A 25528-nucleotide genomic window follows, 5' to 3' on the forward strand; every position below is an offset into this window, starting at 1 on the left:
GTCCCGCCGGTGTCATGCCATCGAGTCGTGAAAGGTGAAGATTACCGATTCGGCGAATCTTCGGCCACAAAACCGGGCAACATGCCGTCCGCGCGGAGCGTCGCCAGGGACGGCGCGGCAGCGTCCTTTGCGGAGAGCTCGTAGGTCAGAGGGTTGCCCTTACGGTCTGTTCTCGGCCATTCGATCGCGAGTTCCGGATCGAAGGGATCGAGGTCGCGGTCCAGGTGGGGGGAGTATTCGATGCTGCACAGGTACATCACTGTCGATCCGTCTTCGAGTGAAAGGATCGCGTGGCCGAGGCCTTCCGCCAGGAACACCGCTCGTCGATCGACGTCGTCGATCACCACTGCATCCCACTCGCCGAAGGTCGGTGATCCGACGCGCAGGTCTACGACAACGTCGAGGAAGGCACCTTTCACGCAGGTGATGTACTTCGCCTGTCCGGGCGGATTGTCGGTGAAGTGGATCCCGCGGAGGCTACCGGCTTCGGAGACCGAGCAGTTGGCCTGCGCGAGGTCGAGAGTGCGGCCCGTCGCGGCGGTGAAGGCGGAGCTTTTGAACCATTCGAGAAAGACACCGCGGTTGTCGCCGAACTGCTTCGGTGTAATTTCCCAAGCTCCGGCGATCTTCAGTGGACGGATTTCCACGTCACCATTCCTTGCCGTGCTCGAGCAGCTCGAGTAGGTAGTTGCCGTACCCGGATTTGCCCAATGCTTCTGCCTGAGTGCGTAATTGGTCGGAGCTGATGAATCCTTGACGCCACGCAACCTCTTCAGGGGAACCGATCTTGAGGCCTTGGCGGTGTTCGATGGTCCGCACGTAGTTCGCTGCCTCGAGCAGGGAATCGGGTGTGCCGGTGTCGAGCCACGCGGTTCCGCGGGGGAGGACATCGACAGAAAGTTTGCCAGCTTCGAGATAGTGCTGATTGATGTCGCTGATTTCGTATTCGCCACGCGCAGAGGGCTTCAGAGTGCGTGCGATGTCCACGACGTCGCTGTCGTAGAAATAGAGGCCGGGGACTGCGTAATTGGATTTCGGTGACGTCGGCTTTTCCTCGATGGACACGGCGCGACCCGAGTCGTCGAATTCGACGACGCCGTAGGCGGTCGGATTCGAGACCCAGTAAGCGAATACGGCTCCGCCGTTGATGTCGGAGAAACGCCTGAGTTGGGTTCCGAGGCCGGGGCCGTAGAAGATGTTGTCGCCGAGGACGAGCGCCACGGAGTCGGATCCGATGTGCTCTGCGCCGAGGGTGAATGCCGTTGCGAGGCCGTTCGGTTCGTGTTGCACTGCATAGGTGAGGTTGACGCCGAATTGTGAGCCGTCGCCGAGAACCCGGCGGAATTGTTCGGCGTCGTGTGGGGTCGTGATGATCAAGATGTCGCGAATGTCGGCGAGCATGAGAGTGGAGAGCGGGTAGTAGATCATCGGCTTGTCGTAGACAGGCAAGAGTTGCTTGCTCACTCCGAGGGTGATCGGGTGCAACCGCGACCCGGTGCCACCGGCCAGAATGATTCCGCGCATGCGTGCAGTGTCCTGCACTCCTGCCTGCCGACGCAAACGGACATGACACGCCCGGCCGCTAAAGTGGGGTTCGTCCGATGAGCCTGAGGAGATGACGTGCGACTACTGGTCACCGGGGGTGCCGGCTTCATCGGTGCCAATTTCGTTCATCAGACGGTGGCGACGCGTCCCGACGTGGAAGTCACGGTTCTCGACGCTCTGACCTACGCCGGAAATCGCCAGTCCCTGGCGTCCGTCGAGGACCGGATCACGTTTGTCCACGGCGACGTGGCCGACGAGTCGCTGGTCGACGATCTTGTCTCGCGCTCCGACGCAGTCGTGCACTTCGCGGCCGAAAGCCACAACGACAATTCCCTCGCCGACCCCGAACCGTTTCTGCGCACCAACGTCATGGGAACCTTCTCGCTCCTGCAGGCAGTGCGTTCGCACGGGGTCCGTTATCACCACATTTCGACCGACGAGGTGTACGGCGACCTCGAACTGGATGATCCGGCGAAGTTCACGGAGACGACACCGTACAACCCGTCGAGCCCGTACTCCGCGTCCAAGGCGTCGAGTGATCTGTTCGTGCGCGCCTGGGTGCGCTCGTTCGGGATCGCGGCGACCATCTCGAACTGCTCCAACAATTACGGCCCGTACCAGCATGTGGAGAAGTTCATCCCACGCCAGATCACCAATCTGCTCGACGGAGTGCGTCCACGGTTGTACGGGGAAGGCCGCAACGTCCGCGACTGGATTCACGTCGAGGACCACAACCGCGCCGTCTGGGACATCCTGGACCGCGGGAAGTCCGGCGAGACGTATCTGATCGGCGCCGACGGTGAAACCGACAACCGGACGGTGATTGCGACCCTGCTCGAAATTTTCGGACGCAAGCCGGACGATTTCGACTTCGTCACCGACCGCCCTGGTCACGATCTGCGGTATGCGATCGATTCGACGCGACTGCAGCAGGAACTTGGGTGGAAGCCGCAGTACCGCGATTTTCGAAGCGGACTGGAAGCCACCGTCGAGTGGTATCGCGACAACGAGCAGTGGTGGCGTCCGCAGAAGGCCGGCGTCGAGGCAACGTATTCAGCCGGAGAATCCGTCGTCCGCTGAACCACCGGCTGCCGCGGTTGATACCCTCGAGCCCGATACGTGCTCAGATGTAGCTACATCAACAACGGTAGGGATCAGTAGATGAACGAGGCCTCCGCGGATACGCCGGTCGCAAATGACACGGCTGTGCTTGACGAGGTAATGGTCGAGCATCCACACGGGGATCGTTTTCTGGTCCAGCGTGGCATCTTCCGATCGATGTCCCCCAAGGTGCCAGAGGCAATGTATGTGGTTACCAAGGGTGATGCGCTCGTCGATCGGCATTCTCTGACATTGGGCGAAGCGGCGACCGCGAGCACCAACACGTATTTCGGACGATTTGCTGCCAGTTTCTGGCAGCGGTGGACGCCTGTGAGTTCGGTGCGGATTCAGCTGAACTACGTCGGCGACGGCGGGCTCGACGTCAGCCTGCGTGCATCGGATGTGCGCGGACGCAAGAGGACGATTTCACTTCACTCGGTCGCCGGATCGGGTGAACTCTCGATCGATGCCCCACTCGCTCATTTCGTCGACGGCGGGGCGATGTGGTTGGAATTCGTCGCGACCAAAGGTTCCGTTGTCGTTTCCGGCGTGTCATGGACTGTCTCGGCCCCAGAGTTCATACGCCCGGCGGCTGTTGTCATCTGCACTTTCAATCGCGCCGACGACTGTGTCGAAACCGTTGCGACCATGGCGTCCGATGCGGGTGCGATGACCGGTATCGACGCCGTCTGTGTGGTCGATCAGGGCACAGATCAGGTTCAATCCAGGGATCGTTTCAAGACTGTCGCGCACGATCTCGGCAAGAAGTTGATCTATCTGACGCAGCCGAATCTTGGTGGCGCGGGTGGTTTCTCGCGTGGAATGCTCGAAATCACTTCCTCGTCAGGTTCTGAGCACGCCAACGTCATCCTCATGGACGACGACATTCTTTGCGAGCCCGAATCGGTGCTCAGGATGAATGCATTCGCAAATATGACGGTCGAGCCGGCAATCGTCGGGGCTCAGATGTTGTCACTGAACAATCCGACGATGTTGCATGTCAGTGCGGAGCGAGAGGTTCTCGACGAGCTCAAGGCCGGGGTCCTGACTCCTGGCGCGATGATGGGCGTCGACCTGTTGAAGAAGAAGCAGGAGATGCGCTTCGATGCGGGCTGGAATGGTTGGTGGACTTGCCTGTTGCCGGCCGAGATCATCTCCGAGCTGGGCTTGCCGATACCGCTTTTCTTCCAGTGGGATGACATCGAGTACGGAATCCGAGCGCGCTTCGCCGGCCACCCGACGATAACTCTGCCCAATGCCGGTGTCTGGCACGCGGATTTCCATCTGAAGGATTACGACGACTGGTCCCGGTACTTCAGCATTCGAAATGGGTTGATCGTTTCTTCGATCTACGGCCCGTTCGACGGTAAGGTGATCTCGAAGTTCTTGTTACGCAAGATTACTCAGCTCATTGTAGGAATGCAGTACGGGTTGGCGGCAACATTCGTCAAGGCGGCTGAGGATTTCCTGCAGGGGCCTGACTTCCTCAACGACGGCGGGCAATCTGCTCTTGTCGACGTTCGTGCTCTACGTGACGAATACCCTGAAACGAAAATGCAGCCGGCCTCGGCAGTCGGTGCGGAGTCCGATCCACATACGCAGATGACCGTGTGGGAGTTCGAGCCCGACGAGAACCGCGAGGGTCTGGTGCTTCTCAAGCGCGTAGTTCAACAGTGGACTGGGCGTGTCGACCGTCGACCGGTAACGGTTCCTGCGATCTTCGGCGACTGGTGGCATGTGTCGTTGTTCGAAAATGCCGCTGTCACGGACGCGTCGCAGAACGGCGTCCGCGTCCGTCGGCGCAACAAGAAGCAGGCTACCGAGTTGGCCAAGCGCGCGGCCAAAGTCTGTTGGGAGCTGCGTAAGCGCGCACCTGAGATGAAGAAGGCGTACTCGGACGCCATGCCGCGCCTCACGAGCGCCGAGAACTGGACGCGCTTGTACGGAAACAAGATCGGATAGCTTGTGGCCCTCCCGCTGGGGCAGAGATTGGCCCAGTGGCGCTTGCCGGCTCTACTGGGGCTCGCGGCTACCGTCGTGGGTGTCGCGTGGTCCGGTCGTCCGTCGTTCTGGTGGGACGAAGCGGCGACGGTCTCGATGGCGGACCGATCGCTTCGTTCGACGCTGGCAACCCTCGGACACGTGGATGCGGTCCATGGGCTCTATTACGTGCTGATCCACTGGTGGTTTCAGGTTTTCGGGGTATCGGAATTCTCTGCGCGAGCGCCGAGTGCGCTGGCAGTCGGAATCGCGACGGCAGCGTTGGTAGCGCTGGCGCGGATGTTCGGGGGTACCAGACTCGGCGTTATCGTCGGCGTCACTTTCATGGTGCTTCCCCGAGTTACCTGGGCAGCCACCGAGGCACGCTCGTATGCAATGGTGTTGGCATTGTCCACGGTCACATTGCTGGTGCTCGTGTGTTCGCTGCGAACGTCGAAGCGCGCGTGGTGGATCCTGTACGGCGTGTTGGCAGCTGTCTCTGTAGCACTGTTTCTCTACAGCGCCGTGCTGCTGCTGGTACACGCTGTCATCGTGGTGTTCGGGGCCAAGGTGATTCCGGACGCCGATTCGAAGCGGAATCGTTTCAACGGGTTGTGCTTTGTCGGTGCTTCCGCGTCCGCGGTCCTGCTTGTGTCCCCGCTGATCGCCCTGTCGCTCGGACAATCGAGGCAAGTCAGTTGGATACCACCGTTGGATCGGCATATTTTCACGACGATCGCCGTTGACCAATGGTTCCTTTCGAGTCCGTTGTTTGCTGTCGTGGCGGGGATCATCGTGCTCTCAGGGATTGCGGGCTATTTCTTCGCACCCAGTCGGTGGACTGTCGGGGATCGCAGTGCGTCGACTGTCGCACTGGTGTGGATTCTGGTCCCGATGGCGCTGTTTCTCGTGTATTCGGTCGTCCTGGGAAACATCTACGTCGATCGGTACGTCATATTCACTGCGCCCGGTGTGGCCTTGCTGCTGGGTGTCATGATCAGCCGCCTGACGTCGAGCTGGGTCCTGGCCTCGGCGGCGGTGATACTTCTTGCTGCGGCGTCTCTACCTGCATACGTCAGCCAGCGAGAGCCGTGGGGAAAATCGGGTGGGATGGACTACAGTACGGCTGCGGATTTTCTGAAAGCCAATGGGAATGCGGGCGATTGCGTCGCGTTCCAGCCGGTGGTGTCCTGGGCGCCGAGTTCGTTGCATGCTGTCGCCGAGGCACGGCCTGACTCGATCAAAGGTTTGCGAGATATCGGCCTCGAGCATGATGCGAACTCGATCGACGAGCTGTGGGATTTCGAATATTCAGTGGACGAGACGGCCGAGCGGGCACAGGGCTGCCAGACCGTGTGGGTCGTCACCGACGGTGAGCGTCAGAGCTATGAGGCAATACTTCATACGGCCAATGTCGTGTGGAATTTCGAGCCTTTCCATTTCATCGACACGGAACTGTTCACACAACTTTCAGTGCGAGGGTTCGTTGTCGAAACAGCGACACCGCTGCACCACTTGCAGATCGTGCAGATGGTTCCTTCCACACGCAGGTGACTATACCCAGTACGCGACGCGTGAACGGTAGTTGCGCATGGCCAGAAGTGCCAGGCCCCACCCCACGACGGTGACGGCGAGCACGATGACCCAGTGGTACAGCTGCTGGTCCCCGCCGAGGAGTGGCGTTCGCACGATGTCGAGGAAGTGATACAGGGGATTGAGCTCCGCGATTCGTGCTCGTTCAGCGTTGGCTGTTCCTTGCAGTGACTTCTCGGTCCAAATGATGGGAGTCATGAAGAACAAGAGTTGAACGACGCTCGCGAGCAACGGGCCGATGTCACGGTACCGAGTGGAGAGGATGCCGAAAACCAGGGAAACCCACACTGCGTTGATCGCGATCAACGCCAAAGCAGGAATGAACGAAAGATCCGTCCAGGAAAGCTGTTTCGGGAACACGATCAAAATGACGATGTAGATCACGAAGTTGTGGGCGAAGAGAATCAACTGGCGCCAGACCAGCCGATACACGTGAACGCTCAACGGCGTGGGTAGCTGTTTGATCAGTCCCTCGTTGGAAATGAAGACTTCGGCGCCCTCGAGGATGGCACCGGAGATCATGTTCCACACGATGAAGCCAAGAGTGACGTACGGGAGGAATTCCGCGACGTCCAGATTGAACAATGACGAGTAGAGGATGCCCATCGCGACTGCAGTGGTGCCAGTGGCGATCGTGATCCAGAACGGTCCGAGGATGGATCGTCGGTAGCGCTGCTTGATGTCCTGCCACCCGAGATGGAACCACAGTTCTCGATGGCCGAGACCCTCGCGCAGATCCTGGATTGCTCGGGCGAACGTGCGGGACGCCGGCGCTATGGGGGCCTTGTCGGCAAGGGTTGGGGCAGACACAGCCGCCAAGCCTACTCGGTCGCCGAGCGGGCTCGATCAGATGCGAGAGAAGCGTTCGGATCTACCCAGCTTGCGTAACCTCATCCACTCGCGCAGCCCGGAGACGTCACGCCTGGTGATGAGGAAGTACCAACCGAATCGCACCCATTCCTGTGGAAGGAGCCGTCGCATCCCGGGTTGCGAGAGTAAATAGCCACGGTTGCGATAGGTGTAGAAACGCTTGGTCTCGTTGTCCGGGTACTGCGTGTGCATACGGCCGCCGAGAATGGGTTTGAATTCGTCGGCGCCGTCGGGGTGCAGGTACACAGTCTGTAGGCATGTGCCGAACCGAAGTCCGGAACGGATCAGTCGGCGATGGACCTCCACCTCGTCGCCACGGACGAAGAGCCGCAAATCGGGAACGCCAACGGTCTCGATCGCTTCCGCGGTGAACAGCGCACCGTTGAAGAGGGACGCGATTCCCGGGAGAAGATCACCTTCACCCAGCTCGCTACGTCGTCGACGCCATTCGACCCCACGGCGTAGCGGGAAGGCCAGCTTGTCAGGTTCGGAGATGTCGCACACGACGGGAGATACTTCCGCCAGGTTGTGACGAATTGCGCAATCGAGAAGCGTCGAAAGTACCTCGGGCCCCTCGGGGCGGCCGTCGTCGTCGGCAAGCCAGACTCGGTCTGCACCGAGCGACAATGCCAGCAACATTCCGAGGGCGAAACCACCGGCGCCGCCGAGATTGTGTGCCGACCCTATGTACGTGGTGGGGATCGAGCAGTCGTCCACGAGCGCGCGGACATCGGATTCGTCGGCATTGTCGACGACGACGAGATGGTCGAGTGGGCGCGTCTGGGTTGTGAGTACTTTCAGGGACGAAGCGAGAAGTTCACGACGCCGATGGGTGACAACGACGCCGATTATCCGCTCAGGCATCGTCCGAGCTCGCTTCAGCAATCGCCGATGCCGCGGCGTCTTCGCGTTCCATTTCGCGAATCACATGAGCGACGTGGTCGCCGGCATCGTTGCCCTCGTACGCGCGGACGATTTCTTCGATTCCCCCGGACTGTCTGACAGTTCCGTGATCGATCCACATCGCGCGGTCGCACAGTTGCGCCAGAAATTCGTTCGAGTGGCTCGCGAAAACCAAGATTCCAGATCGTTTGACGAGGTCTTGGAGACGGGTTCGCGCCTTCTTCATGAATTCTGCGTCGACGGCACCGATGCCTTCGTCGAGGAGCAGGATCTCCGGATCGATGCTGGTCACCACACCGAGTGCCACTCGGACCCGCATTCCGGTCGAGTAGGTGCGAAGCGGCATCGAGAGGTAGTCGCCCAACTCGGTGAAGTCTGCGATCTCATCCATTTTCGCGAGCATCTGCTTACGGGTCATTCCGAGGAACATTCCGCGGATGATGATGTTCTCGTATCCCGAGATCTCGGGATCCATACCCACCCCAAGATCGAAGACAGGGGCTACGCGGCCACGAATTGCGGCTGATCCGCGAGTCGGCTCGTAGATCCCGGACAACAGTCGGAGCAATGTGGATTTGCCTGCACCGTTGTGGCCGACGAGTCCGATTCGGTCGCCCTCCTTCAGGGACAACGTCACGTCCCGCAAAGCTTCGACGACAACGACGTCGGAATCGTTTCGTCCGATTGCGCCACCTGCACGACCGAGGAACGCCTTTTTCAGCGAACGCGATTTCGCGTCGAAGATCGGGAAGTCGACACACGCTCCGCGTGTTTCGATGCTGACGTTCTCGGTCATTCTGCTCCTTGCATCCGGTGGAGCGCCTGGTTGGGCGGGCTCCCCGGTTCGGCGTCGCCGGGATTGAATCCGCTCAGTTCGCGGAGTCGGGCACGAGCACCGAGCCTACCGGGGCGCAACACCGTGAAGACTTCAGCTGGGGACGCAGCGCTGCTCGTTACAGATACTGGCCGGTTCCTGGGCTCTGTTGGTCCGGATGTGCCGGCGAATGCGGAGCCCCGATGCTCATGCCGGGAGGCAGTGCGCCCTGACGCATCTGTTCGAGCTGAGCGCGCGCTGCCATCTGCTGCGCGAACAGTGCGGTCTGAATTCCGTGAAACAGTCCTTCGAGCCAGCCGACGAGTTGGGCCTGCGCGATTCGCAGTTCGGCGTCCGAGGGAATGGAGTCGTCGGTGAACGGGAGGCTCAGTCGCTCGAGTTCTTCACGGAGTTCGGGTGCCAGGCCCTGTTCCAGTTCTCGGATGGACGAGGTGTGGATGTCCTTGAGGCGCTTGCGGCTGGCGTCGTCGAGCGGCGCGGCGCGCACTTCTTCCAAGAGTTGTTTGATCATCGTGCCGATTCGCATGACCTTCGCCGGCTGCTCGACCATCTCGGCGACGGACTCGGCTTCGGATTCCGCGCCTTCGGTGGTGCCGGATGTGGAGGCCTCTGCCTCGGCCGCCGGCATCGCGACGGGTCGACCGTCGGGTCCGATAACGAGTACCTGCTCTTTGTCGGGGTTCGTCATGCTTCCATCTTGTCGTGTGTGGGCGACAAACGCCGCGTAACCCCCAAAAAGTTAGCTACCGAATAACTGTACTGACGGGTAATTGGGTGACTGCCTTCGACTAAGCGGGCGTCTGCACCTAGAGTGTCGAGCATGGCTTACGACGTTGCCCGCGTACGGGGGTTGATTCCCTCACTCGGTGACGGCTGGATCCACCTCGATCCGCAGGCCGGAATGCAGATCCCGGACGCCGTCTCGCGGACGGTCTCCACCGCGTTCCGTGCCTCTGCATCTTCTTCCTCCGGTCGCCACGTCTCGAACCGTCGTAGTGCTGCCATTCTCGAGAGTGCGCGCACCGCGGTCGCGGATCTGGTCGGCGGAGATCCTGCGGGAGTCGTTCTCGGATCAGAGCGAGCGGTGTTGTTGGCTTGGCTCGCCGAGTCGCTCAGTTCGCGGTTGGGCCTCGGAACCGGTCTCGTACTCTCGCGCCTCGACGAAGAGGCGAACGTCGCGCCCTGGCTTCGTGTGGCCAGTCGCTACGGCGCTCAGGTGCGATGGGCAGAGGTCGAAATCGAAACGTGTGAGCTCCCGAGTTGGCAGTTCAACGATCTCATCACCTCGACCACTCGCTTGGTGGCCTTGACGGCCGCATCGCCGGTCGTCGGTTCGGCTCCGAACGTCCGTGCCGCAGCTGATCGTCTGCACGAATTCGGCGGACTGATGGTGGTCGACGCCGTCGGTGCAGCGCCATATGCGCATGTGGACATGGCTGATCTCGGGGCGGACATCGTTGCCGTCAGCGCGCCGTCGTGGGGCGGTCCACAGGTGGGCGCACTCGTCTTCCGCGATCCCGGACTGCTCGACCGGATTCCGGCCGTGTCGCTCAACCCGTACGCGCGTGGCGCCGAGCGACTCGAGGTGGGCGGTCATCAGTTCGCGCTGCTGTCCGGTCTCACGTCGTCGATCGATTTCCTGGCGGGCTTGGACGAATCGGCAACGGGAACCAGGCGTGAGCGCCTCGAAACCTCGATCAGCTCGCTGCAGGACTACCAGGACGGTCTGTTCGATCACCTCATGCGTTCTCTCGCAGCCCTGCCCAACGTGATGGTGATCGGCGGCGCACCCACGCGGGTGCCGACGCTCAGCTTCACACTCGAGGGGATGGCGGCAGACAAGGTCGCGGCGCACCTGGCCGACAAGCGCATCGCGACGGTCAGCGGTACGCATGGTGGTTCCAGGCTGCTCGACGCCCTCGGTGTCAACGACGAAGGCGGCGCGGTCACCGTCGGCCTTGCGCCGTATACGACGCGGTACGAGATCAATCAGCTGGTCGCCGAACTCGGCGCCCTGGGCTGATCGATCCCGCTCGGCTCACTTCACGGTGAGGATGACCTTGCCTACGGTTTCCGGCGAATCCAGCAACTGATGGGCTAATGGCGCCTCGGTGATCGGAAGTTCGGTCGACACGATCGGTTGAACCGATCCATCGGCGATCAACGGCCACAACTTCGCACGGACGTCGGCGACGATGTCCGCTTTACCGCCTGGGCCGGTGAGCGGACGCCCGCGCAGGCCCGTCGACGTGATGTTTCCGCGCTTTCCCATCAGCTTGGCGATGTCGACTTCGCCCTTGCGGCCACCCTGCATTCCGATGATCACGACGTGGCCGTCCATGGCGAGTGCGTCGACGTTGCGCCCGAGGTACGACGCTCCCATGTTGTCCAGAACCACATCGGCGCCGTGGTTGTCGGTGGCTTCGGCGAGTGATGCTACGAAGTCGCTGTCGCGATAGTTGATGAGAATATCCGCGCCCAATTCGCGGCAGCGGTTCAATTTGTCCTCCGAACCCGCGGTAACTGCGACGCGGGCGCCGAGGGCTTTGCCGACCTGGATGGCGTGGGTGCCGATTCCGCCGCCACCGCCATGGACGAGTAGTACCTGTCCGCGTCGTAGGCCGCCGCGCATCACGACGTTGGACCACACCGTGCACGCAACTTCCGGCAGGGACGCTGCGACACGGAGATCGACGCCAGCGGGAACCGGGAGAAGTTGTGTTGCCGGGACCGCAACCTTCTCGGCGTAGCCACCGCCGGCCAGCAATGCGCAGACTTCGTCGCCGACGGACCAACCGGTGACGTCTTCGCCGAGTTCGGTGATCACACCCGAGCATTCGAGGCCGAGAATGTCACTCGCGCCGGGCGGCGGCGGGTAGAAGCCTTGACGTTGGAGCAGGTCGGCGCGGTTGACTGCGGTCGCGGCGACCTCGACGAGTACGTGCCCGCGAGGTAGTTCAGGATCGGGCTGTTGCGCCCATTTCATGACCTCGGGACCGCCGGGCTGATCGATCGTTATGGCGTACATGGATACGACGCTAGCGAATCTCCCCGCTGACGGGTGTTTTGCCGCTACCGTCGCGGACGTGACTTACTTCGGGAACATGCAGAACGAGATCTATCTGACGGGACTGAGCGGCGCGAAGCCGGCTTTGCCGATGACTGCGGCAGGCTTGGAAGATGCCGCGCGCGAGCAACTCTCACCGGAGGCCTTCGGGTACATCGCCGGTAGCGCGTCGACCGAACGAACCGCGGAGTCGAATCTGCGGGCGTTCGACAAGCATGCGATCGTGCCGCGGATGTTGCGGGGGACTGCGGCGCCCGACGCGCGTGATCTGAGCGTCGAGGTGTTGGGGACGCGGTTGGCTGCACCGATCCTGACGGCTCCGGTGGGCGTGCTCGGCTTGGCCCACGACGACGCCGAGGTTGCGGTCGGTTCGGTCACTGCCGAGTTGGGGATCGGATCGATTCTCTCGACGGCGGCATCCTCGACCATCGAAGACGTAGCGGCGGCCTCGGGCGATAACTGGTGGTACCAGCTGTACTGGCCGGCCGACGACGAGCTTGCCGAGTCGTTTGTCCGTCGAGCGGAGACGGCGGGCGCGAAGGCTATCGTCCTGACTGCCGACACTCCCGGTATGGGTTGGCGTCCAAGGGATCTCGAACTCGGTCACCTTCCGTTCCTGCAGGCGAAGGGAATTGCCAACTACCTGTCGGATCCGGTGTTCCGCGCAAAACTGGCGACGCCGCCCGAGGAGAGCGCAGAAGCTCTGCAGATCGCGGTTCTCACGTGGGTGTCGTTGTTCGGTAACCATGCGGTGCGGATCGCGGATATCGCGAAACTTCGCCAGTGGACGACACTTCCGATCGCAGTGAAGGGAATTGTCCATCCCGACGACGCACGTGAGGCCGTCGCGGCCGGCGCCAACGGCATTGTCGTGAGCAACCATGGTGGGCGTCAGGTTGACGGGTCGATTTCGGCACTCGATGCTCTCGGTCCCGTCGCAGATGCGGTGGGGCATGAGGTGGACATCCTGATGGACTCCGGAATTCGTTGTGGCGCAGACGTAATCAAGGCTCTGGCCTTGGGTGCCGACGCAGTGCTGTACGGGCGGCCGTGGGTGTACGGGTTGGGATTGGCCGGAGCGGACGGAGTGCGTCATGCGCTCCGGAGTCTCCTGGCCGACCTGGATCTCACCATGGGGCTGGCGGGGCTGGCATCGGTCGCGGAAATCGATCGCTCGATCCTCATGTCCAATTCGTGACTTTAGGGTGAGTCTTACTGTGACGGGCGGACACAGGTCTAAACTTGGAACCTGTGACAGCTGAAGCGACAACCGAGGAGACATCGCAGGCGGCGCACGGTGAGACACCGTGGCTGACGCCATGCGAGATGCGTGCATGGCGCGGCTACATGGACGGTAATCAGCGCCTCATGGAGGTTCTCAACCGCGAACTGCAGGATTCGCACGACCTGTCGTTGGCCGATTACCGCATTTTGGTCATGCTCTCGGAGTCAGCTGACGGGTCGTTGCGGATGAGTGACCTGGCAGACGGCGTGCTGTCTTCGCGGAGCCGCCTGACTCACCAGATCAGGCGGATGGAATCTCAGGGCATCGTCGTGCGAGACACTTGCGTCGAAGATGGTCGCGGCGTGCTCGCTCGGATCACGGAAGAGGGTAGGCGTCGCCTCGCCGAGGCAGCGCCTACTCACGTGGCCGGAGTGCGGAACAATCTGGTCGATCTGCTGACTCCCCAGGAACTGGACGTGCTGGCAGACGTCTTCGAGAAGGTCGACAAAGCCATCGGCGAGCGCTGACTTCTGGAGCCGTTTTCGCGGTCCGTGGGAACACCCGATAGGATCGCCCACGGAAGCGTGGCAGAGCGGCCGAATGCACTCGCCTTGAAAGCGAGCGTGGCGTTAAACCCACCGGGGGTTCAAATCCCTCCGCTTCCGCCAAATGTTCGTTGTTCAAACCCAGCCCGCGCGAAAGCGTGGGCTGGGTTTTTTCGTGCCCTACGAAGCGCAGGAGCGTCGAGGTCCGGATGAGCTGCGCGCCACCAATTAACTGTTGACCGTTCAATAAGTTTGCGTGGCCATATCGCCAGAGACCACGTTGCATTCAATCTGCTGAAATGCTCCGGATCGTGCCTTGTTTGCACGTTTGCTCGACTGTCACCAATGGGCGGATGGTCCAAGTTTGGTGACCAGTCCGGGCCCCAAACCCACTGTCAGTCCACGTCAACAAGCTGCGAACCAGCTTGCCGAAGCGCACGGGGACGTGCCTGCCGGTTTCACCGGCAATGTGCCGATCCCGCCAGATCCGAACGAGCCCGACGACCGATCTTTCCCGCAAAAAGTATGGGACACCGCGTGGGGTGTCGGGGAAAGTGCCGTCGACACAACAGTCGATAGCGTCGGAACGCTCGGAGACGCGTGACGAAACTTCCTCGTAGTCCCCCGTGCACGATGCCGCCGTCGATCCGTTCGGCTTCAATCGCGGCCAACGAGCACAGCCTTCACCCGAGCATTCTCCGGCTGAGATCGCTGCCGCAGCAGCAAATATCGTCTCCCTCATTCCGATCGTAGGCACAGGAGGCAGAGTCGGCGGAGCTGCCGTGCAAGAAGCGGTGGAGGCTGTTCTGCGGCGCGGCGGAACCGCCGCAGACGCCGAAGCCGCAGGTCGCAGGGCAGCCGCCACCGCCGGTGAGGCCGGGAATAGAGCCCCTAGCGATCCGACTATTCCCGTCGGAGACAGACCGGCCTCGACGCCTGTGGGTGGGCGCGGAGATCGCGAAATAAATGTAAAGCCCGGAACCAATCGTCCTGGAATAGTCAACGGTCGTGAATATACGGGGCATGCGTTCGACCGAATGCAAGAGCGCGGCATACTTCCATCCCTGGTTGAACAGGCCATTCGTGAAGGGTTGGCGACCCCGAGCAGAGGAAACACGACCGTGATCTATGATTCGATAAACAACCTATCAGTTATCATCAATGAAACGGGCAGAGTTGTGACCACCTCATTTGGCAATTTATCGGGAAAGTGAAAAACATGACGGATCAATCAATTTACCTCCTGGAAGCTGAGCAGGTTAATCGTGATTATTGTGACGGAAAAATATCCTTGCATGCGCTAGTTGAAATATTCGAGAGGTACGTCAGAGAACGCGAATCGGAGCGTGCATCAGATTCCGAAACCCTGAGGGGGGCCTGGGGTCAAATTGAAATAATGAATGCAATTAACCAGGATGATCCTTCGAATTCGAGCAAAAATGAGTCGGAGGTGCGAGAAGTTATTCAAGAATTCTTGGACTTGCTTCCGTAGTCTCTTTTCTCGGTCCAGGGGCGACTAATCAAGGCAGGCTTTGACTCACTTGCGCGACCAGTGTCATGTCAAGTGACACTGGCCAGCAGTTGCTTATTGTGATGCGGGAGCAGATTAGGATTCGCAGGCTGACGGTTCAGACGTCTTCGCCTTCGAGGGCGGCCATCCATTTGCCCTGATCACCGATCACGACTACCTCGCCTACCGCATCCCAGTGAACACGACCACATTCTGATGATTCCAGGTAAAACCGACTACCTGTACAGCAGCGCAGGCGTCCGTATGCCTGCCTGGCGTGTCACCTTGTCTTCGGAACAGAAGAAGTTACTTTCAGTATTCGAAAGCGCTCGTGACGTCGTCTCAGACGAACTGGACGTAATGGAGCAGAGCGACCGGCACGGCAACGCCGCCTAAGTCTGCAGCTCATCCCACTTTTCGAGCATCCGTCTCGTCTGGACAGTTAAGTTTGAATGCCATCCACTTGCCTCCGTCAAAATGATTTTCATTTTCAATAACAGAGGTGCGCCGAGTCCACCTCATTCGTTCGCCTCAGGGGTCGGTTGTGGATGCGTTATTACGCAGCGGTACAGGGAATTCCCGCACGCATCGGTGCCCGTTTGCAGTCCTCACAAAAGTCGTCCGGGATAACGTCGCCTGTTCAACACTCGGCGACGAACGTGGCCACGGGAAACGAAAAATACTCCGCCCCGCCACAGGAAGAGCGAAGCATCAATTCGACGGCGGAGGGTATTACCAGTTCTGAATGAAGAAGAACTGCTGTGAACCCCTCGCCGGGTTGAGTACGCCGAGAGAAATTTCTCCACCACGGGAGGCTGCTTCGTTGGCGAACTGGTCGAGACGTCCCCAGACGACGTTGGGGCCGCTCTCGAAGCGCGATCCTGGTGCGAGGCGCACGCCGATCTGGGTGGAGTTAGTGATGCTTTCGATCGCAGCGCCGGCATTGAGCTGGCCGAACAATGCCGTCTCACCCTGGTTCAGCTGCACGCCGATGCGCCCGTTGTCGGCGATCGGAGTAACAGCTGATGCTGCGCCCGCGCCGCTGAGTGCGATGGCTGCGATACCGGCAGGTATCAATGCGGCCGCGGTAATCATCGTGCGTAGGTGCGTCATTCGGCTTCTCCCTCGTCGGTGGCCCACTCGAGTTGCGCCTCCACAGGCCACTTTGTCTGATTCTTCCGGTAACAGTCAACGACATGTCGCAAACAATGAGCAATCCACTGGGTTGATTTGAGATGCAGCTCACTACTGGAAATCCGTTGAAGAATAAACTGTTTCAGTGAAACTGCTGGTCGAGATCGTGAATGCCAGAGAAGCGCGCGGGCTGTCGTTACGTTTCCGTTACTGCTCGGTCTGGCTGCGACAAGGACACGCACTCGGTCACCCAGAAACGCTGCGGCACAGGAATTGTCAGAGCAAGAACCCGCGCAGAGGGTCCTCCGCAGTTGAGCGCCACTGTCAAGCGGTCTTTCATTCTTCGAGGGCGCGCTGCTTCGGCAGTGGGCTCTCGACTGTCAGAACCGCACGGTGAATACCACGTGGCGACGCTCTCGGGCCGCGCGCTGGAAAAAGTCCGCCACTTCCTGAAGCCAGCCCCAGGCGTACCCGCGCTCGTCGGAGCCGTACTCCGGGTTGCGGTCGTCGAGCGGCATCGCGTCGTAGCGCACGCCGAACTCGGATTCGGTGATTTCCGCCAGGTACGAGGAGACTTCGGCGACCCGATCGGGTGCCAGGTAGGTGACGAGTTGGTCGTCGGTGTCGGTGTTGAGGTCTTCGTCCCCCAAGATCACGCCGTAGGCCGGCCAGTTCTCGGACACGCGCTCGTACCCCGTGCTGGAGAGGGCGCACAGGATCGGATCCCACGCCTTGTCCGTGTCGCACGAGAATTCGGATCGGCCCGTCTCCTCGATGTCCTCGACCACAGCGCCGAGTTTGTCGTCGTCGCCGCGCGCGTCCAGAAGTTCCGCTGCCACGCTGTCTGACAGCGCGAAATGCACCCCAAGTTCCATGGCGTGATGCTAACGGCCGACCTGCCGCCGTCCCGCCGTCACTACAAGACGAATCGACTTAGGTAACGATCCTGCTCTGCCTCCGACCGAAGTTACCCATGGTGGGCCGGCTGTCGTACATACTTCATCGGTGATTCCGACAAAACGGACCGGCCTTTCGGTTGTATCGCTGGTGATCCTCGTCGTCGCGGGGTTGCTGGTCGCAGCCCCTGCCAGCAGCGCCGCGCCGCCGCCTGACTGGAAATACACAATGGTGGCGTTCAGCAATGCCAGCGACCGTGACATGGATGTCTACGAGTCGGCTGACGGCACCGGCTTTCAACTCGTCCAGCAGTCGGCGTACAGGCCGCCATCTGGGCTCGTGCGTGATCCGAGCATCTTCCGGAACACGGACGGGTTGTACTACCTCACCTACACGACGGGTGGTGGGGCGAACATCGGGTTTGCACGCAGCAGCGACCGCATCAACTGGACGCCGCTGGGGAACTATCCGGTTCCGTTTTGCTGCGCCTTGATGCCTGGTACGGGAGATGGCACCGGTTCTGCGAGCCCCCCGGGCTTCTCGGGTTCGGCTGGTTTCAGCGACGGACCGTCGCTGTCACCATTCGTCACCAAGGCCTGGGCGCCTGAATGGTTTGTGGACGGCGATCGCGTCAACGTCATCCTGTCGATGTCGACCGGTGGAGGATTTGTGCCGTATCTGATGACGGCGTTGGAACCGTCGCTCCGGTTGTGGAGCCCGCCTGTTCCGCTCGCCGGGATCGGTGCGGACCACATCGACACCACCGTGGTCAAAGTTGGATCGACCTATCATGCGTTCACCAAGAACGAGACGAAGAAGGTCGTCGAGCATGCGGTCGCTCCTTCGGTGACGGGACCTTATTCGTTTGTCCCGCCAGGGAATTGGGGTTCGCTTGTCGAAGGTCCGGCTGTGGTTCAGTTGCCGAGCGGCGACTGGCGGATCTATCTTGACGCCTATACCGAAGGTAAGTATCTCTACTCCGACAGCACGGACGGGCTGAACACCTGGTCTCCTGTGCAAGAGGTTCCTGGGGTGTCCGGGACTGCACGGCATCTCGGCATCATGAGAGAACCGGCATAACTTTCGACCCCGAGTTGGTAAGGCTCTGATCAAGGACTCCGGTCTTGGTCAGAGCCTTTTCTCGTACTTGCGTACTACTTGTGTGCGTCGCCTGCGCTAATCAGTGATTGACAAGCTAACGATGCGATGCCAGTGGGTCCGACGAGTTCGCGCCGACCACGAAGTGAGTATCTCCGCGTGAGCTGTGCAGAGTTGCGCTCCCAGGCCCCGCTCGGGCGCCGTACTTCACGATTGATTGCCAAGTAATGCCTGTTGGTTTCATATTCAAGTACGCGCACTGGCTTGATGCCCGCACTTTAGGTCTCCAACTGCTCTGAGGCCCGCGAAATGCGGATTCAATTCGATTTGCCGCACTGTTTCTGAGGGATCTTCTCGTCCGTAAACGGTGACCTTGCTCATAGTAGGACCTAGGTCCTTTTCGCTGCTGATAAGCCTGTCGATATATATCTGTTACCGAAAGTTCACCCTAAATCCAAGATGGGGGAGATGGCGCGCTGGCGGGCAAACAGGACGATTGGTACCGTCCGGTAACTAATTCAGTTAGTTGTCGGCTACCGCTCTGGTTGCTGTGTCACGTGGAGGAGCAGTTCATGTCGATCGAATCGCAAAACGGCGTATCCCACCGTCGATCGAGGGCCGCGGTAGGGCTCGCGGCGTGTGCGGTTGCCGCGCTGTCGTCGGGTGTGGTCTTCGCAGGGAACGCATCGGCAACGCCGACGGCGTTGGCGGACAAATTCGCGAGTACGGTCACCGATGACGGCTGGTCGTTGGATCTTGCCGCCACGAAACTGTCGGCGAATCCGGTGCCGAATCTGGCGACGACGGCGTTCACTCGTGAGGGGTTCGTGTCGGCGAAGGTGACCGGCACGATCGGTGGTGCGGGCGATTCGGCGGTGAAGACCGGTTATGTCGAGCAGGGATTGCAGATCGGCTGCCAGATCGATGTTTCCTCCGGACTTGGCTTGGGGCTTGGCTTTTCGCTCGGCCCGTCTGTCGGTGTGAGTATTTCGGGTGTCCCGTCGGCGAACGTGGGTGTGAATGCGTCGGTGAATCCGAGTATTCAGTCGACGATTGCGCCGGGCACGATCACGACGATTCCGTTGGGGAAGAAGGATCTCGAGTCGTCGAAGGCGTCGATCACGGCAGAGAACGTGCACGTGAAGGTTGATGCGTGCATGGGGCCGGTGACGATCCGCTCGTACGCACAACTCTCGGTGTCGACGGCGACGTCCGACAACACGTTGTTCGTGTACTCCGATCCCACCTGGCTCTAACCCACGCAGCCGTCGTCAGCGCTGCTGGCGACTATTCCCGATCCGCCCCGTCCAGGGGTGGTTACTCATCACGCCCACAAAGGAGAAATCATGAAGATTCGTACCTTGGCCACTGCCGGAACTCTCACCGCAGGTATCGCCCTGATCGGTGTTCTCGGCGCCGGCGTGGCATCTGCCGCAACTCCGATCGTCGAACCGGAACATGGCCGGATCGGTCTGTCGCTCTCGAATGCGGAAACCGCGGCATTGGCGGCGAGCCCGATTCCTGATGCGATTGCGAACATCGTTCCAGGTTCGCTGAGGGGGGTCTGGTTGGCGCCTGGTTCCGCGATAACTGTTACCGATGGCAAGGTCGACGCCCTCGAAGGAGCTGTGCTCGGTGAAGCAGCCGCGCGTGGTGGGCATGCCAATGTCTTTGTCTCCGACCCGAATCACCCCGCCAGTGAGGGGCACATAGTGCTGACGGAGCAGTACTGGAACTGATACCAGGCCGAACGTCGGCGACCCGTTGTCCCCGCTCTCCCTTCCTATTTGGAGTTCCAGCCATGACCGTCAACAACGCCGAACGCCGCAGTGTCCAGTCGGAATCCACTGCCGTCGATAGTAAAGACGTTGCAGACGTTGATGACTGGGATCCGGACAGCGAACTCAGTCCACTTTCCAAGGCTGTGATCGCCACCGCAGTCGGACTGGGGTTGCTGATCGCGGCATTCGCGGTGATCGGGAAGCTCGCCGGCTGGGCGAACGACTACGGGACGATCCTGGTTTACCTGGCATTCTTCTTGTGGATGTCGATCTCCGGACGGTTGTTCTGGTGGGGCGCAGACAAACTCATCGCGCTACTCCGAACGAAGAAGAGTGACAATCGTGGTGCGCACCGGTGAAGTCCGGTAGACGACTTCGCCGGACTCTCGCGGGAGTGCTTGCCGCCGGGGCGCTGTTGACCGGAGCGGCCGGAGTGATCGGTGCGGGAATCGCACTCTCCGCCGCTCCGGCGAACGCGACGCCGGAAGAAGACTGCGCGGCGGTGCGGGCACGTGATCATCAGATCTACCTGAATCTCATTGCGTCGCTGCCACCTGGTGCACCCATCCCGCCAGAGATCATCAACCCGTGCCTGAGTGCGCCGTCCACGACGGCGACAGTTGCGCCGACGACCACGGTCGGGCTCCCCGGTGCGCAGGCTCCAGGCGGTGGCCCGAATGTCGGCGCGAATGCTCCGACGAACTTTCCCACCTACAACGGCACCCCCATCGTCCCTGTGCCGACGATCGAGGTTCCGCCCATTACTTCCGAGTCCCCGGCCTCGGAAACTGGTGTCGGTGCATTCCCCAATGCATCGGCATCAGCGGTTCCCTCACCCACACCCACCCCGGGTGAGGGAACCACCACCGATCGTGGTCCCGGACCGATCCCCGCGGATTCGGATTCGAATATCGCACCGGCCCAAACGGTTCCGGGCCCGGCAGCAGATGTTTCCACCGCCGGGGAGGACTCGGGCCGTGACCGGTATCTCGAACTGGTCCTCGTCGGGGCCGCGGCGTTCACCGCTGCGGGTATGAGAGTGAGGGGGCGGCCGGGACCGTTCAGTGCGCGTGTGAGCGCGCGTCCGTGGGAGTCGGTTCTCTCCCAGGTAGTCGGTACGGTCGCGAAACCGTTCATGCCGTATTTCGTCGGCGGTCAGGACGTCGTGGTCATCCCCGACCCAGGTGGCGGACAACGCACCATCTTCCTCATTCACGACGAAACCTCCTCGCATGAAGCTGAAATGGTGGTCGACCTACCACCCGGCGGACACATGAGCATCAACGACGACGGGTCCGTCGGTGTCTACGACGCGAACGGAGACTTGCAGGGCACCGTTGCCGCTGCGTGGGCGTACGACGTCAACGGCGATCCGGTTCCCACCTACTACGAGATCCGTGACGGCAAGCTCTACCAAGTCGTTATCCCGACCCCGGGCGTCATCTACCCGGTCACTGCTGACGGCCCCTACGGCGGCAGCGACCCGGTCACCGGACGAGACGTCACCGCTACACCCCTTCAAGGCGGCGGTGAGGTCGTCAACCAGTCCGGCGGACCGGTCATGGTCAACGTCCCGACAGACTCCCCCTACAACGACGTCGGCGGGATCGACCCACTGGGCAATCTCGACATGGATCCGCCGACGCAGCCGGCACCGACAACGCCTCTGCCGTTCGATATCGGATCGCCGACCGACTCGGGCACCGATACGAGCGAGCCTCCGTGGAACCCACTCGACAACCTCGACATGGACGCCCCGACGCAGCCGGCACCGACAACACCACTGCCGTTCGATATCGGATCGCCGACCGACTCGGGCACCGATACACCCGGGGGTACAGCGAGCGACCCTCCGTGGAACCCACTCGACAACCTCGACATGGAAACGCAGACGCAGCCAGATCCTCCAATGGAATTACCATTCGGGATCTTTGACTCTGATCCCAACAACGGTTTGATCGGCCCCGCGCAGAGGGCCGCGAACCAACGGGCGCTCGCCCATGGCGACGTACCTGCTGACTTCACTGGCAACGTCCCTCTGACCGCACAGCAACAACTTGACGACCTGCAATGGCAGGTGGATCAGATGCGAGACCGCGGCTATACAGATTCCGAGATCGCAACTGTCTTGAGTAAAGGCAGCACCGCGCTCGGTGGCCCCGCCTCGGGCTTGCAATCTGCGGGCGCCCTTGCGAACACCGGTGTGCATCATGCTGGTTCGCTCCCGAGCGCTGCGCAGGCCGCTCGGTCGGCGGCAGTGGGTACTGTTTTAAGCAGATTATCGGTGGCAGTTGAGGTTGCCTCGGGTGTCATCAAGTGGCGCGAAGGCGCGCCACGTGGCGAAACTGTGGGAAATTCCGGTGGCGCAATCGCATTGGGATGGGCAGGCGGCAAAGGTGGCGCCGCACTCGGCGGGTTTCTCGGCGGCCCGATAGGTGCCGCAGTCGGGGGCGGAATCGGTGCAATCGGAGGATCGCTACTCGGGGCATACTTGGGTACCCGGGCAGGCCGATCATTTGATTGAAGCCTTAGACAATGATCGATCGCTCCAAGAGAAGGGACTGAGACCGTGCATTACCTGCTGATCGCTGCCATTGCATTCTGCCTAGCCTCGGGGGTGCTGTCGGCGCTTGATGCCGCAGCAGGCAATCCGATGCGGGGCGCGATAACCTTGGCCGTTTCGTTGACGGCTGCGAGTGGGATGGTGTTCCTCGTGACTGACAATTCGACCACCCGGATCGGCGCTGTCGCGGGCACTGCGGCGGTCCTCGTTTTGCGTTTTCTCCCGAAGAGTTCCATATACCGACGACACACCGTTCCTCAAGCGGAACCGGCACCATGACCACCTTTTATGCGATTTGTGCGATTGCTGCAGGGGCTGTGGCGTTGATCGTATCTACGCCCTACGTGATGTACCGCAGTCATGCGAGAACGATCTACTGGAGTTCGTCGATCCTTACCATCGTTTTCGCTTGGCTCACCGCTCCACAGCGGTCGATTCTCGGACCTGTCCTCTTGTGCGGTTTCGCTGCTGTGTTCGTGGCGTGGTGGTGGACCCCCTTCCTCACGCGAAGGCATCCCACCGGATTCAACGATGTTTTCGGTGCTTGGCTGACACGGGCGCTCTACCGCGAGCAGAAGGATGCACCTCCGGTAAACAGGTACGACAAATTGCACTACAAAGACACTGACCGCCAAGCACGAGATACCGATTCTGACGGAAATCAGGTCAACACCTGAGCCGGCGCGTAGAGCGCTTTGTCCTTGATACCACCCTCGCGCGTACCCGAACAGCTTGTAGTGAGATGCCGTGGGAAACAGTACTTTCCACATGGCGGCGTACACCTGCCCGGTTTGCGCAAGCTGTACAGTAACCAGGATGATCGATGGCTCGAAGCTGCTCTTCGCGCAGCCCAATTCAGTAGCTGTCAGCGCCATCGCGAGCGGTAGTCCTCTTCCCCTAGTCCCTGCAGCTCATCCCATTTTTCGAGCATCCGCCTCGTCTGGATAGTTAATGATATCTAATATATTGAATGGAGTTCAGTAGTGGATCTGGTCAAGATTTCGCGGTGTGTCGACTCGCCCGTGCTTGCGGAGATTGACGACTTGACACCACTTGAACGTATGGCGCTTCCGAATTATTGGTTGGATGCACTAAATGGTGACGTTGCAGCTCGAATTTCTGGGATATTGGACCAATGGGACGTATTTGGGCGACCGATATTGGGCGACACTTACAGAAACATTAAAGATAATCTATCTGATGTGCGGTTGCTCAGGTCTGAAAATAGGTTCTTTCTTCTATATAAAATTAAAATGGCAGACGGGACCGATCTCTACTATTTGGGTACGCCACCGGTAGTGGATGGTGATGAACTTTCAGGGTATTGGAATAAATTCCCCTCCAGTCTAAAGAATTTCTATTCAAATTTGCACAACGGTTGGTACTATATTGCCGGTAAGACTGTCGGGCCACTGCCTCTTGAAGATATGTTTCGAATTGACAGCTTTGAATGGTCTATTCTGGACGGGCTGTCCCCTGAAGAGTACCCAGATCCGGCTCGTTGCATCGCGACATTCAGATCGGGCGGCGGCGGTTATCTTTGCTTGTACTTTGGTGAGGAATCGACAAGGGGTGTTGTGTGGTCATTGACGGAACCCCCTGAACTGGTCGATTACTCCACTTACCTTGATATCTGGACCAACGTCGGACTCGGTGCCTAGAGCCTGCGCCTTGGATAGCCAGACTGGAGACAGTCTAAGCAATTTGTGTGCGGTCTTGCCCCACGTGCCTCGGATCCAGTCTCCAAAGAGCAGATGATCAATTTGTCTGACCAAAAGGGATCTCGAGGTCATGATCGGTTTCGGGGGTACCTCACGCATCGACTCGTTTTCCTGCACCATTGCCGACGAATCGCTGATTGCGCTGGCGTTAAGGGTCGTACGGGGGCAGGCCGATATCTGGGCCTCTCGTGTCACCGTGCTCTACCACCGGACCGAATCATCGCCTCAGCGCAACGTACCCGGCGACGCGATCGTGGGCAGTTCGGGCTCGGTGGAGCATCGGCGACTACCGGCACCTTCAGAATCGGTCGAAAGGTGAGGTGGAGGTGGGATGGGAAACATACTTCCATTCAGGAGTTACGTTCGATCGCAGCAAACTCCCCCAATCTGCGGTGGTGGAGGAACTGCCCATTGGCACGTTGGTTCGGTTGGGGGACAAGCCAATGGAGGTCGCTGCCGCCGACATCGTGGCGGTGCGGGCGGCGTTGGGTTACCCGGTGTAGCGCCAGAGCCTGTTCCAATTGGTCGATCGTCTTCGAACAGGAGTGACGTTGTCTGCCTTATCTTTACGTCGTGATCCGACCTCCGGGTTGACCTTGAAAGTCATGGCGCGAAAGGGACCGCCGGAAGCCGAATCGGTCACCGCGGCGCTGGCAGCGCGGTCACTGCAGTTCCTTCGAGAGCTTGACCCAGTCTTTGACGTCGACATGTACCGCGCCGTGAGGAATGACCTTCCCGACGGCGTTACGGTCGAGCAGGCTCTGGCATCGAATGGTGGACGGATCCTCACGCTTCAGGCAGAGGACTCCCTCGAGGCCGCAATGATCGAGAGCAGAAAGTCTCCTGATGCCGCAGGCGGGATTTACCCACTCTCATTCGGGCATCAACTCAGGTTGTTCACCGACAACGGAAACATCGAAATTCTCATCGGATTCGGGGGTACGGCAGGAGCAGGTTCCTTACTTTGCACCTTCATCTGGCCGTACCCAGGGGGCTTCGCCGATGAATCTCTGATCTCACTGTCATTGAAACTCGTCCAGGGCATGGCCGATATCTGGGACGCTCCCACGGCCGTGCTCTACCGGGATGCGGAGCTCACACCTCAGTACAACGTGCCCGGCGACGCAACGGTGGGCACGTTGCACCTACTTCGGCCCTGA

General features: G+C 60.4%; 22 protein-coding genes, 1 tRNA gene and 1 pseudogene. 15 read left to right on the forward strand and 9 right to left on the reverse strand.

Going from position 1 to position 25528, the window contains the following annotated elements:
* Positions 1-41: 41 nt before the first annotated feature.
* On the reverse strand, positions 42-647 hold the full coding sequence (locus RHP72_RS01445) for a dTDP-4-dehydrorhamnose 3,5-epimerase family protein (protein WP_042447635.1): 606 nt from the start codon (positions 645-647) through the stop codon (positions 42-44).
* Position 648: 1 nt separating this feature from the next.
* Positions 649-1524 carry a glucose-1-phosphate thymidylyltransferase RfbA gene (gene rfbA, locus RHP72_RS01450; RefSeq protein WP_311094221.1) on the reverse strand — a complete coding sequence of 292 codons (876 nt, stop codon included), beginning with the start codon at positions 1522-1524 and terminating at the stop codon, positions 649-651.
* A 96-nt stretch (positions 1525-1620) separates the two neighbouring features.
* Between rfbA and rfbB the strand changes: the two genes are divergently transcribed.
* The 3 genes from rfbB to RHP72_RS01465 all read left to right on the forward strand — a co-directional run bounded on the left by rfbB (position 1621) and on the right by RHP72_RS01465 (position 6180).
* Positions 1621-2625: a dTDP-glucose 4,6-dehydratase gene (gene rfbB / locus RHP72_RS01455; protein WP_149357858.1), complete on the forward strand. Its 1005-nt coding sequence runs from the start codon at positions 1621-1623 to the stop codon at positions 2623-2625.
* Between the two features lie 81 nt (positions 2626-2706).
* Positions 2707-4608: a glycosyltransferase gene (locus RHP72_RS01460; RefSeq protein ID WP_311094222.1), complete on the forward strand. Its 1902-nt coding sequence runs from the start codon at positions 2707-2709 to the stop codon at positions 4606-4608.
* A 3-nt stretch (positions 4609-4611) separates the two neighbouring features.
* Positions 4612-6180 (forward strand): glycosyltransferase family 39 protein, encoded by a 1569-nt coding sequence (locus RHP72_RS01465; protein ID WP_311094223.1) that lies wholly within the window; start codon positions 4612-4614, stop codon positions 6178-6180.
* Here the strand turns inward: RHP72_RS01465 and RHP72_RS01470 are convergent, their stop codons facing one another.
* From RHP72_RS01470 to RHP72_RS01485, 4 genes are all read right to left on the reverse strand, one after another.
* Positions 6181-7029, reverse strand: a complete 849-nt coding sequence (locus RHP72_RS01470) for an ABC transporter permease (RefSeq protein ID WP_003943943.1) — start codon at positions 7027-7029, stop codon at positions 6181-6183.
* 36 nt (positions 7030-7065) lie between these two features.
* Positions 7066-7953: a glycosyltransferase family 2 protein gene (locus RHP72_RS01475; protein ID WP_042447644.1), complete on the reverse strand. Its 888-nt coding sequence runs from the start codon at positions 7951-7953 to the stop codon at positions 7066-7068.
* Positions 7946-8788 (reverse strand): ABC transporter ATP-binding protein, encoded by an 843-nt coding sequence (locus RHP72_RS01480; RefSeq protein ID WP_003943818.1) that lies wholly within the window; start codon positions 8786-8788, stop codon positions 7946-7948. Before RHP72_RS01480 ends, RHP72_RS01475 begins: the two co-directional genes overlap by 8 nt.
* 157 nt (positions 8789-8945) lie before the next feature.
* Positions 8946-9515 carry a bacterial proteasome activator family protein gene (locus tag RHP72_RS01485; RefSeq protein WP_003943894.1) on the reverse strand — a complete coding sequence of 190 codons (570 nt, stop codon included), beginning with the start codon at positions 9513-9515 and terminating at the stop codon, positions 8946-8948.
* 132 nt (positions 9516-9647) lie between these two features.
* Here RHP72_RS01485 and RHP72_RS01490 point away from each other — a divergent pair, with 132 nt between their 5' ends.
* Positions 9648-10850, forward strand: a complete 1203-nt coding sequence (locus tag RHP72_RS01490) for a cysteine desulfurase-like protein (RefSeq protein WP_311094224.1) — start codon at positions 9648-9650, stop codon at positions 10848-10850.
* A 15-nt stretch (positions 10851-10865) separates the two neighbouring features.
* Here RHP72_RS01490 and RHP72_RS01495 read toward each other — a convergent pair whose 3' ends face one another.
* Positions 10866-11855 (reverse strand): NAD(P)H-quinone oxidoreductase, encoded by a 990-nt coding sequence (locus RHP72_RS01495; RefSeq protein WP_007731765.1) that lies wholly within the window; start codon positions 11853-11855, stop codon positions 10866-10868.
* On the opposite strand from RHP72_RS01495, the gene RHP72_RS01500 reads away from it, so the two are divergent.
* From RHP72_RS01500 to RHP72_RS01510, 3 genes are all read left to right on the forward strand, one after another.
* The gene (locus RHP72_RS01500; RefSeq protein ID WP_311094225.1) at positions 11854-13092 is read left to right on the forward strand and encodes a lactate 2-monooxygenase; all 1239 of its coding nucleotides are present in this window, start codon (positions 11854-11856) and stop codon (positions 13090-13092) included. The two genes, RHP72_RS01495 and RHP72_RS01500, sit on opposite strands and share 2 nt — an antisense overlap.
* Before the next feature lie 128 nt (positions 13093-13220).
* Positions 13221-13646 (forward strand): MarR family winged helix-turn-helix transcriptional regulator, encoded by a 426-nt coding sequence (locus RHP72_RS01505; protein WP_020968140.1) that lies wholly within the window; start codon positions 13221-13223, stop codon positions 13644-13646.
* A 51-nt stretch (positions 13647-13697) separates the two neighbouring features.
* Positions 13698-13787 (forward strand) — tRNA-Ser (locus tag RHP72_RS01510).
* A gap of 2119 nt (positions 13788-15906) precedes the next feature.
* Here RHP72_RS01510 and RHP72_RS01515 read toward each other — a convergent pair.
* On the reverse strand, positions 15907-16287 hold the full coding sequence (locus RHP72_RS01515; RefSeq protein ID WP_099696805.1) for a hypothetical protein: 381 nt from the start codon (positions 16285-16287) through the stop codon (positions 15907-15909).
* A 401-nt stretch (positions 16288-16688) separates the two neighbouring features.
* Positions 16689-17183: a DUF1877 family protein gene (locus RHP72_RS01520; protein ID WP_019746449.1), complete on the reverse strand. Its 495-nt coding sequence runs from the start codon at positions 17181-17183 to the stop codon at positions 16689-16691.
* 250 nt (positions 17184-17433) lie between these two features.
* On the opposite strand from RHP72_RS01520, the gene RHP72_RS01525 reads away from it, so the two are divergent.
* From RHP72_RS01525 to RHP72_RS01560, 8 genes and pseudogenes are all read left to right on the forward strand, one after another.
* Positions 17434-18285, forward strand: coding sequence for a glycoside hydrolase family 43 protein (locus RHP72_RS01525; protein ID WP_223257880.1), 852 nt, complete (start codon positions 17434-17436; stop codon positions 18283-18285).
* A 590-nt stretch (positions 18286-18875) separates the two neighbouring features.
* Positions 18876-19559 carry an MspA family porin gene (locus RHP72_RS01530; RefSeq protein WP_311094226.1) on the forward strand — a complete coding sequence of 228 codons (684 nt, stop codon included), beginning with the start codon at positions 18876-18878 and terminating at the stop codon, positions 19557-19559.
* Between the two features lie 90 nt (positions 19560-19649).
* Complete coding sequence (locus tag RHP72_RS01535; RefSeq protein WP_020968150.1) at positions 19650-20042, forward strand: hypothetical protein; 393 nt, start codon at positions 19650-19652, stop codon at positions 20040-20042.
* A 62-nt stretch (positions 20043-20104) separates the two neighbouring features.
* The gene (locus RHP72_RS01540) at positions 20105-20443 is read left to right on the forward strand and encodes a hypothetical protein (RefSeq protein ID WP_029254242.1); all 339 of its coding nucleotides are present in this window, start codon (positions 20105-20107) and stop codon (positions 20441-20443) included.
* Positions 20440-22608: a hypothetical protein gene (locus RHP72_RS01545; protein WP_190287624.1), complete on the forward strand. Its 2169-nt coding sequence runs from the start codon at positions 20440-20442 to the stop codon at positions 22606-22608. The genes RHP72_RS01540 and RHP72_RS01545 overlap by 4 nt, the downstream gene beginning before the upstream one ends.
* A gap of 1022 nt (positions 22609-23630) precedes the next feature.
* On the forward strand, positions 23631-24308 hold the full coding sequence (locus RHP72_RS01550; RefSeq protein ID WP_054781775.1) for an SMI1/KNR4 family protein: 678 nt from the start codon (positions 23631-23633) through the stop codon (positions 24306-24308).
* Between the two features lie 323 nt (positions 24309-24631).
* A pseudogene (locus tag RHP72_RS01555) lies at positions 24632-24871 on the forward strand (hypothetical protein); the annotation flags it as partial.
* Positions 24872-24973: 102 nt separating this feature from the next.
* The gene (locus tag RHP72_RS01560; RefSeq protein ID WP_007731734.1) at positions 24974-25528 is read left to right on the forward strand and encodes a hypothetical protein; all 555 of its coding nucleotides are present in this window, start codon (positions 24974-24976) and stop codon (positions 25526-25528) included.

This window comes from Rhodococcus sp. SG20037 (assembly GCF_031763325.1).
Lineage (GTDB): Bacteria > Actinomycetota > Actinomycetes > Mycobacteriales > Mycobacteriaceae > Rhodococcus_F > Rhodococcus_F qingshengii.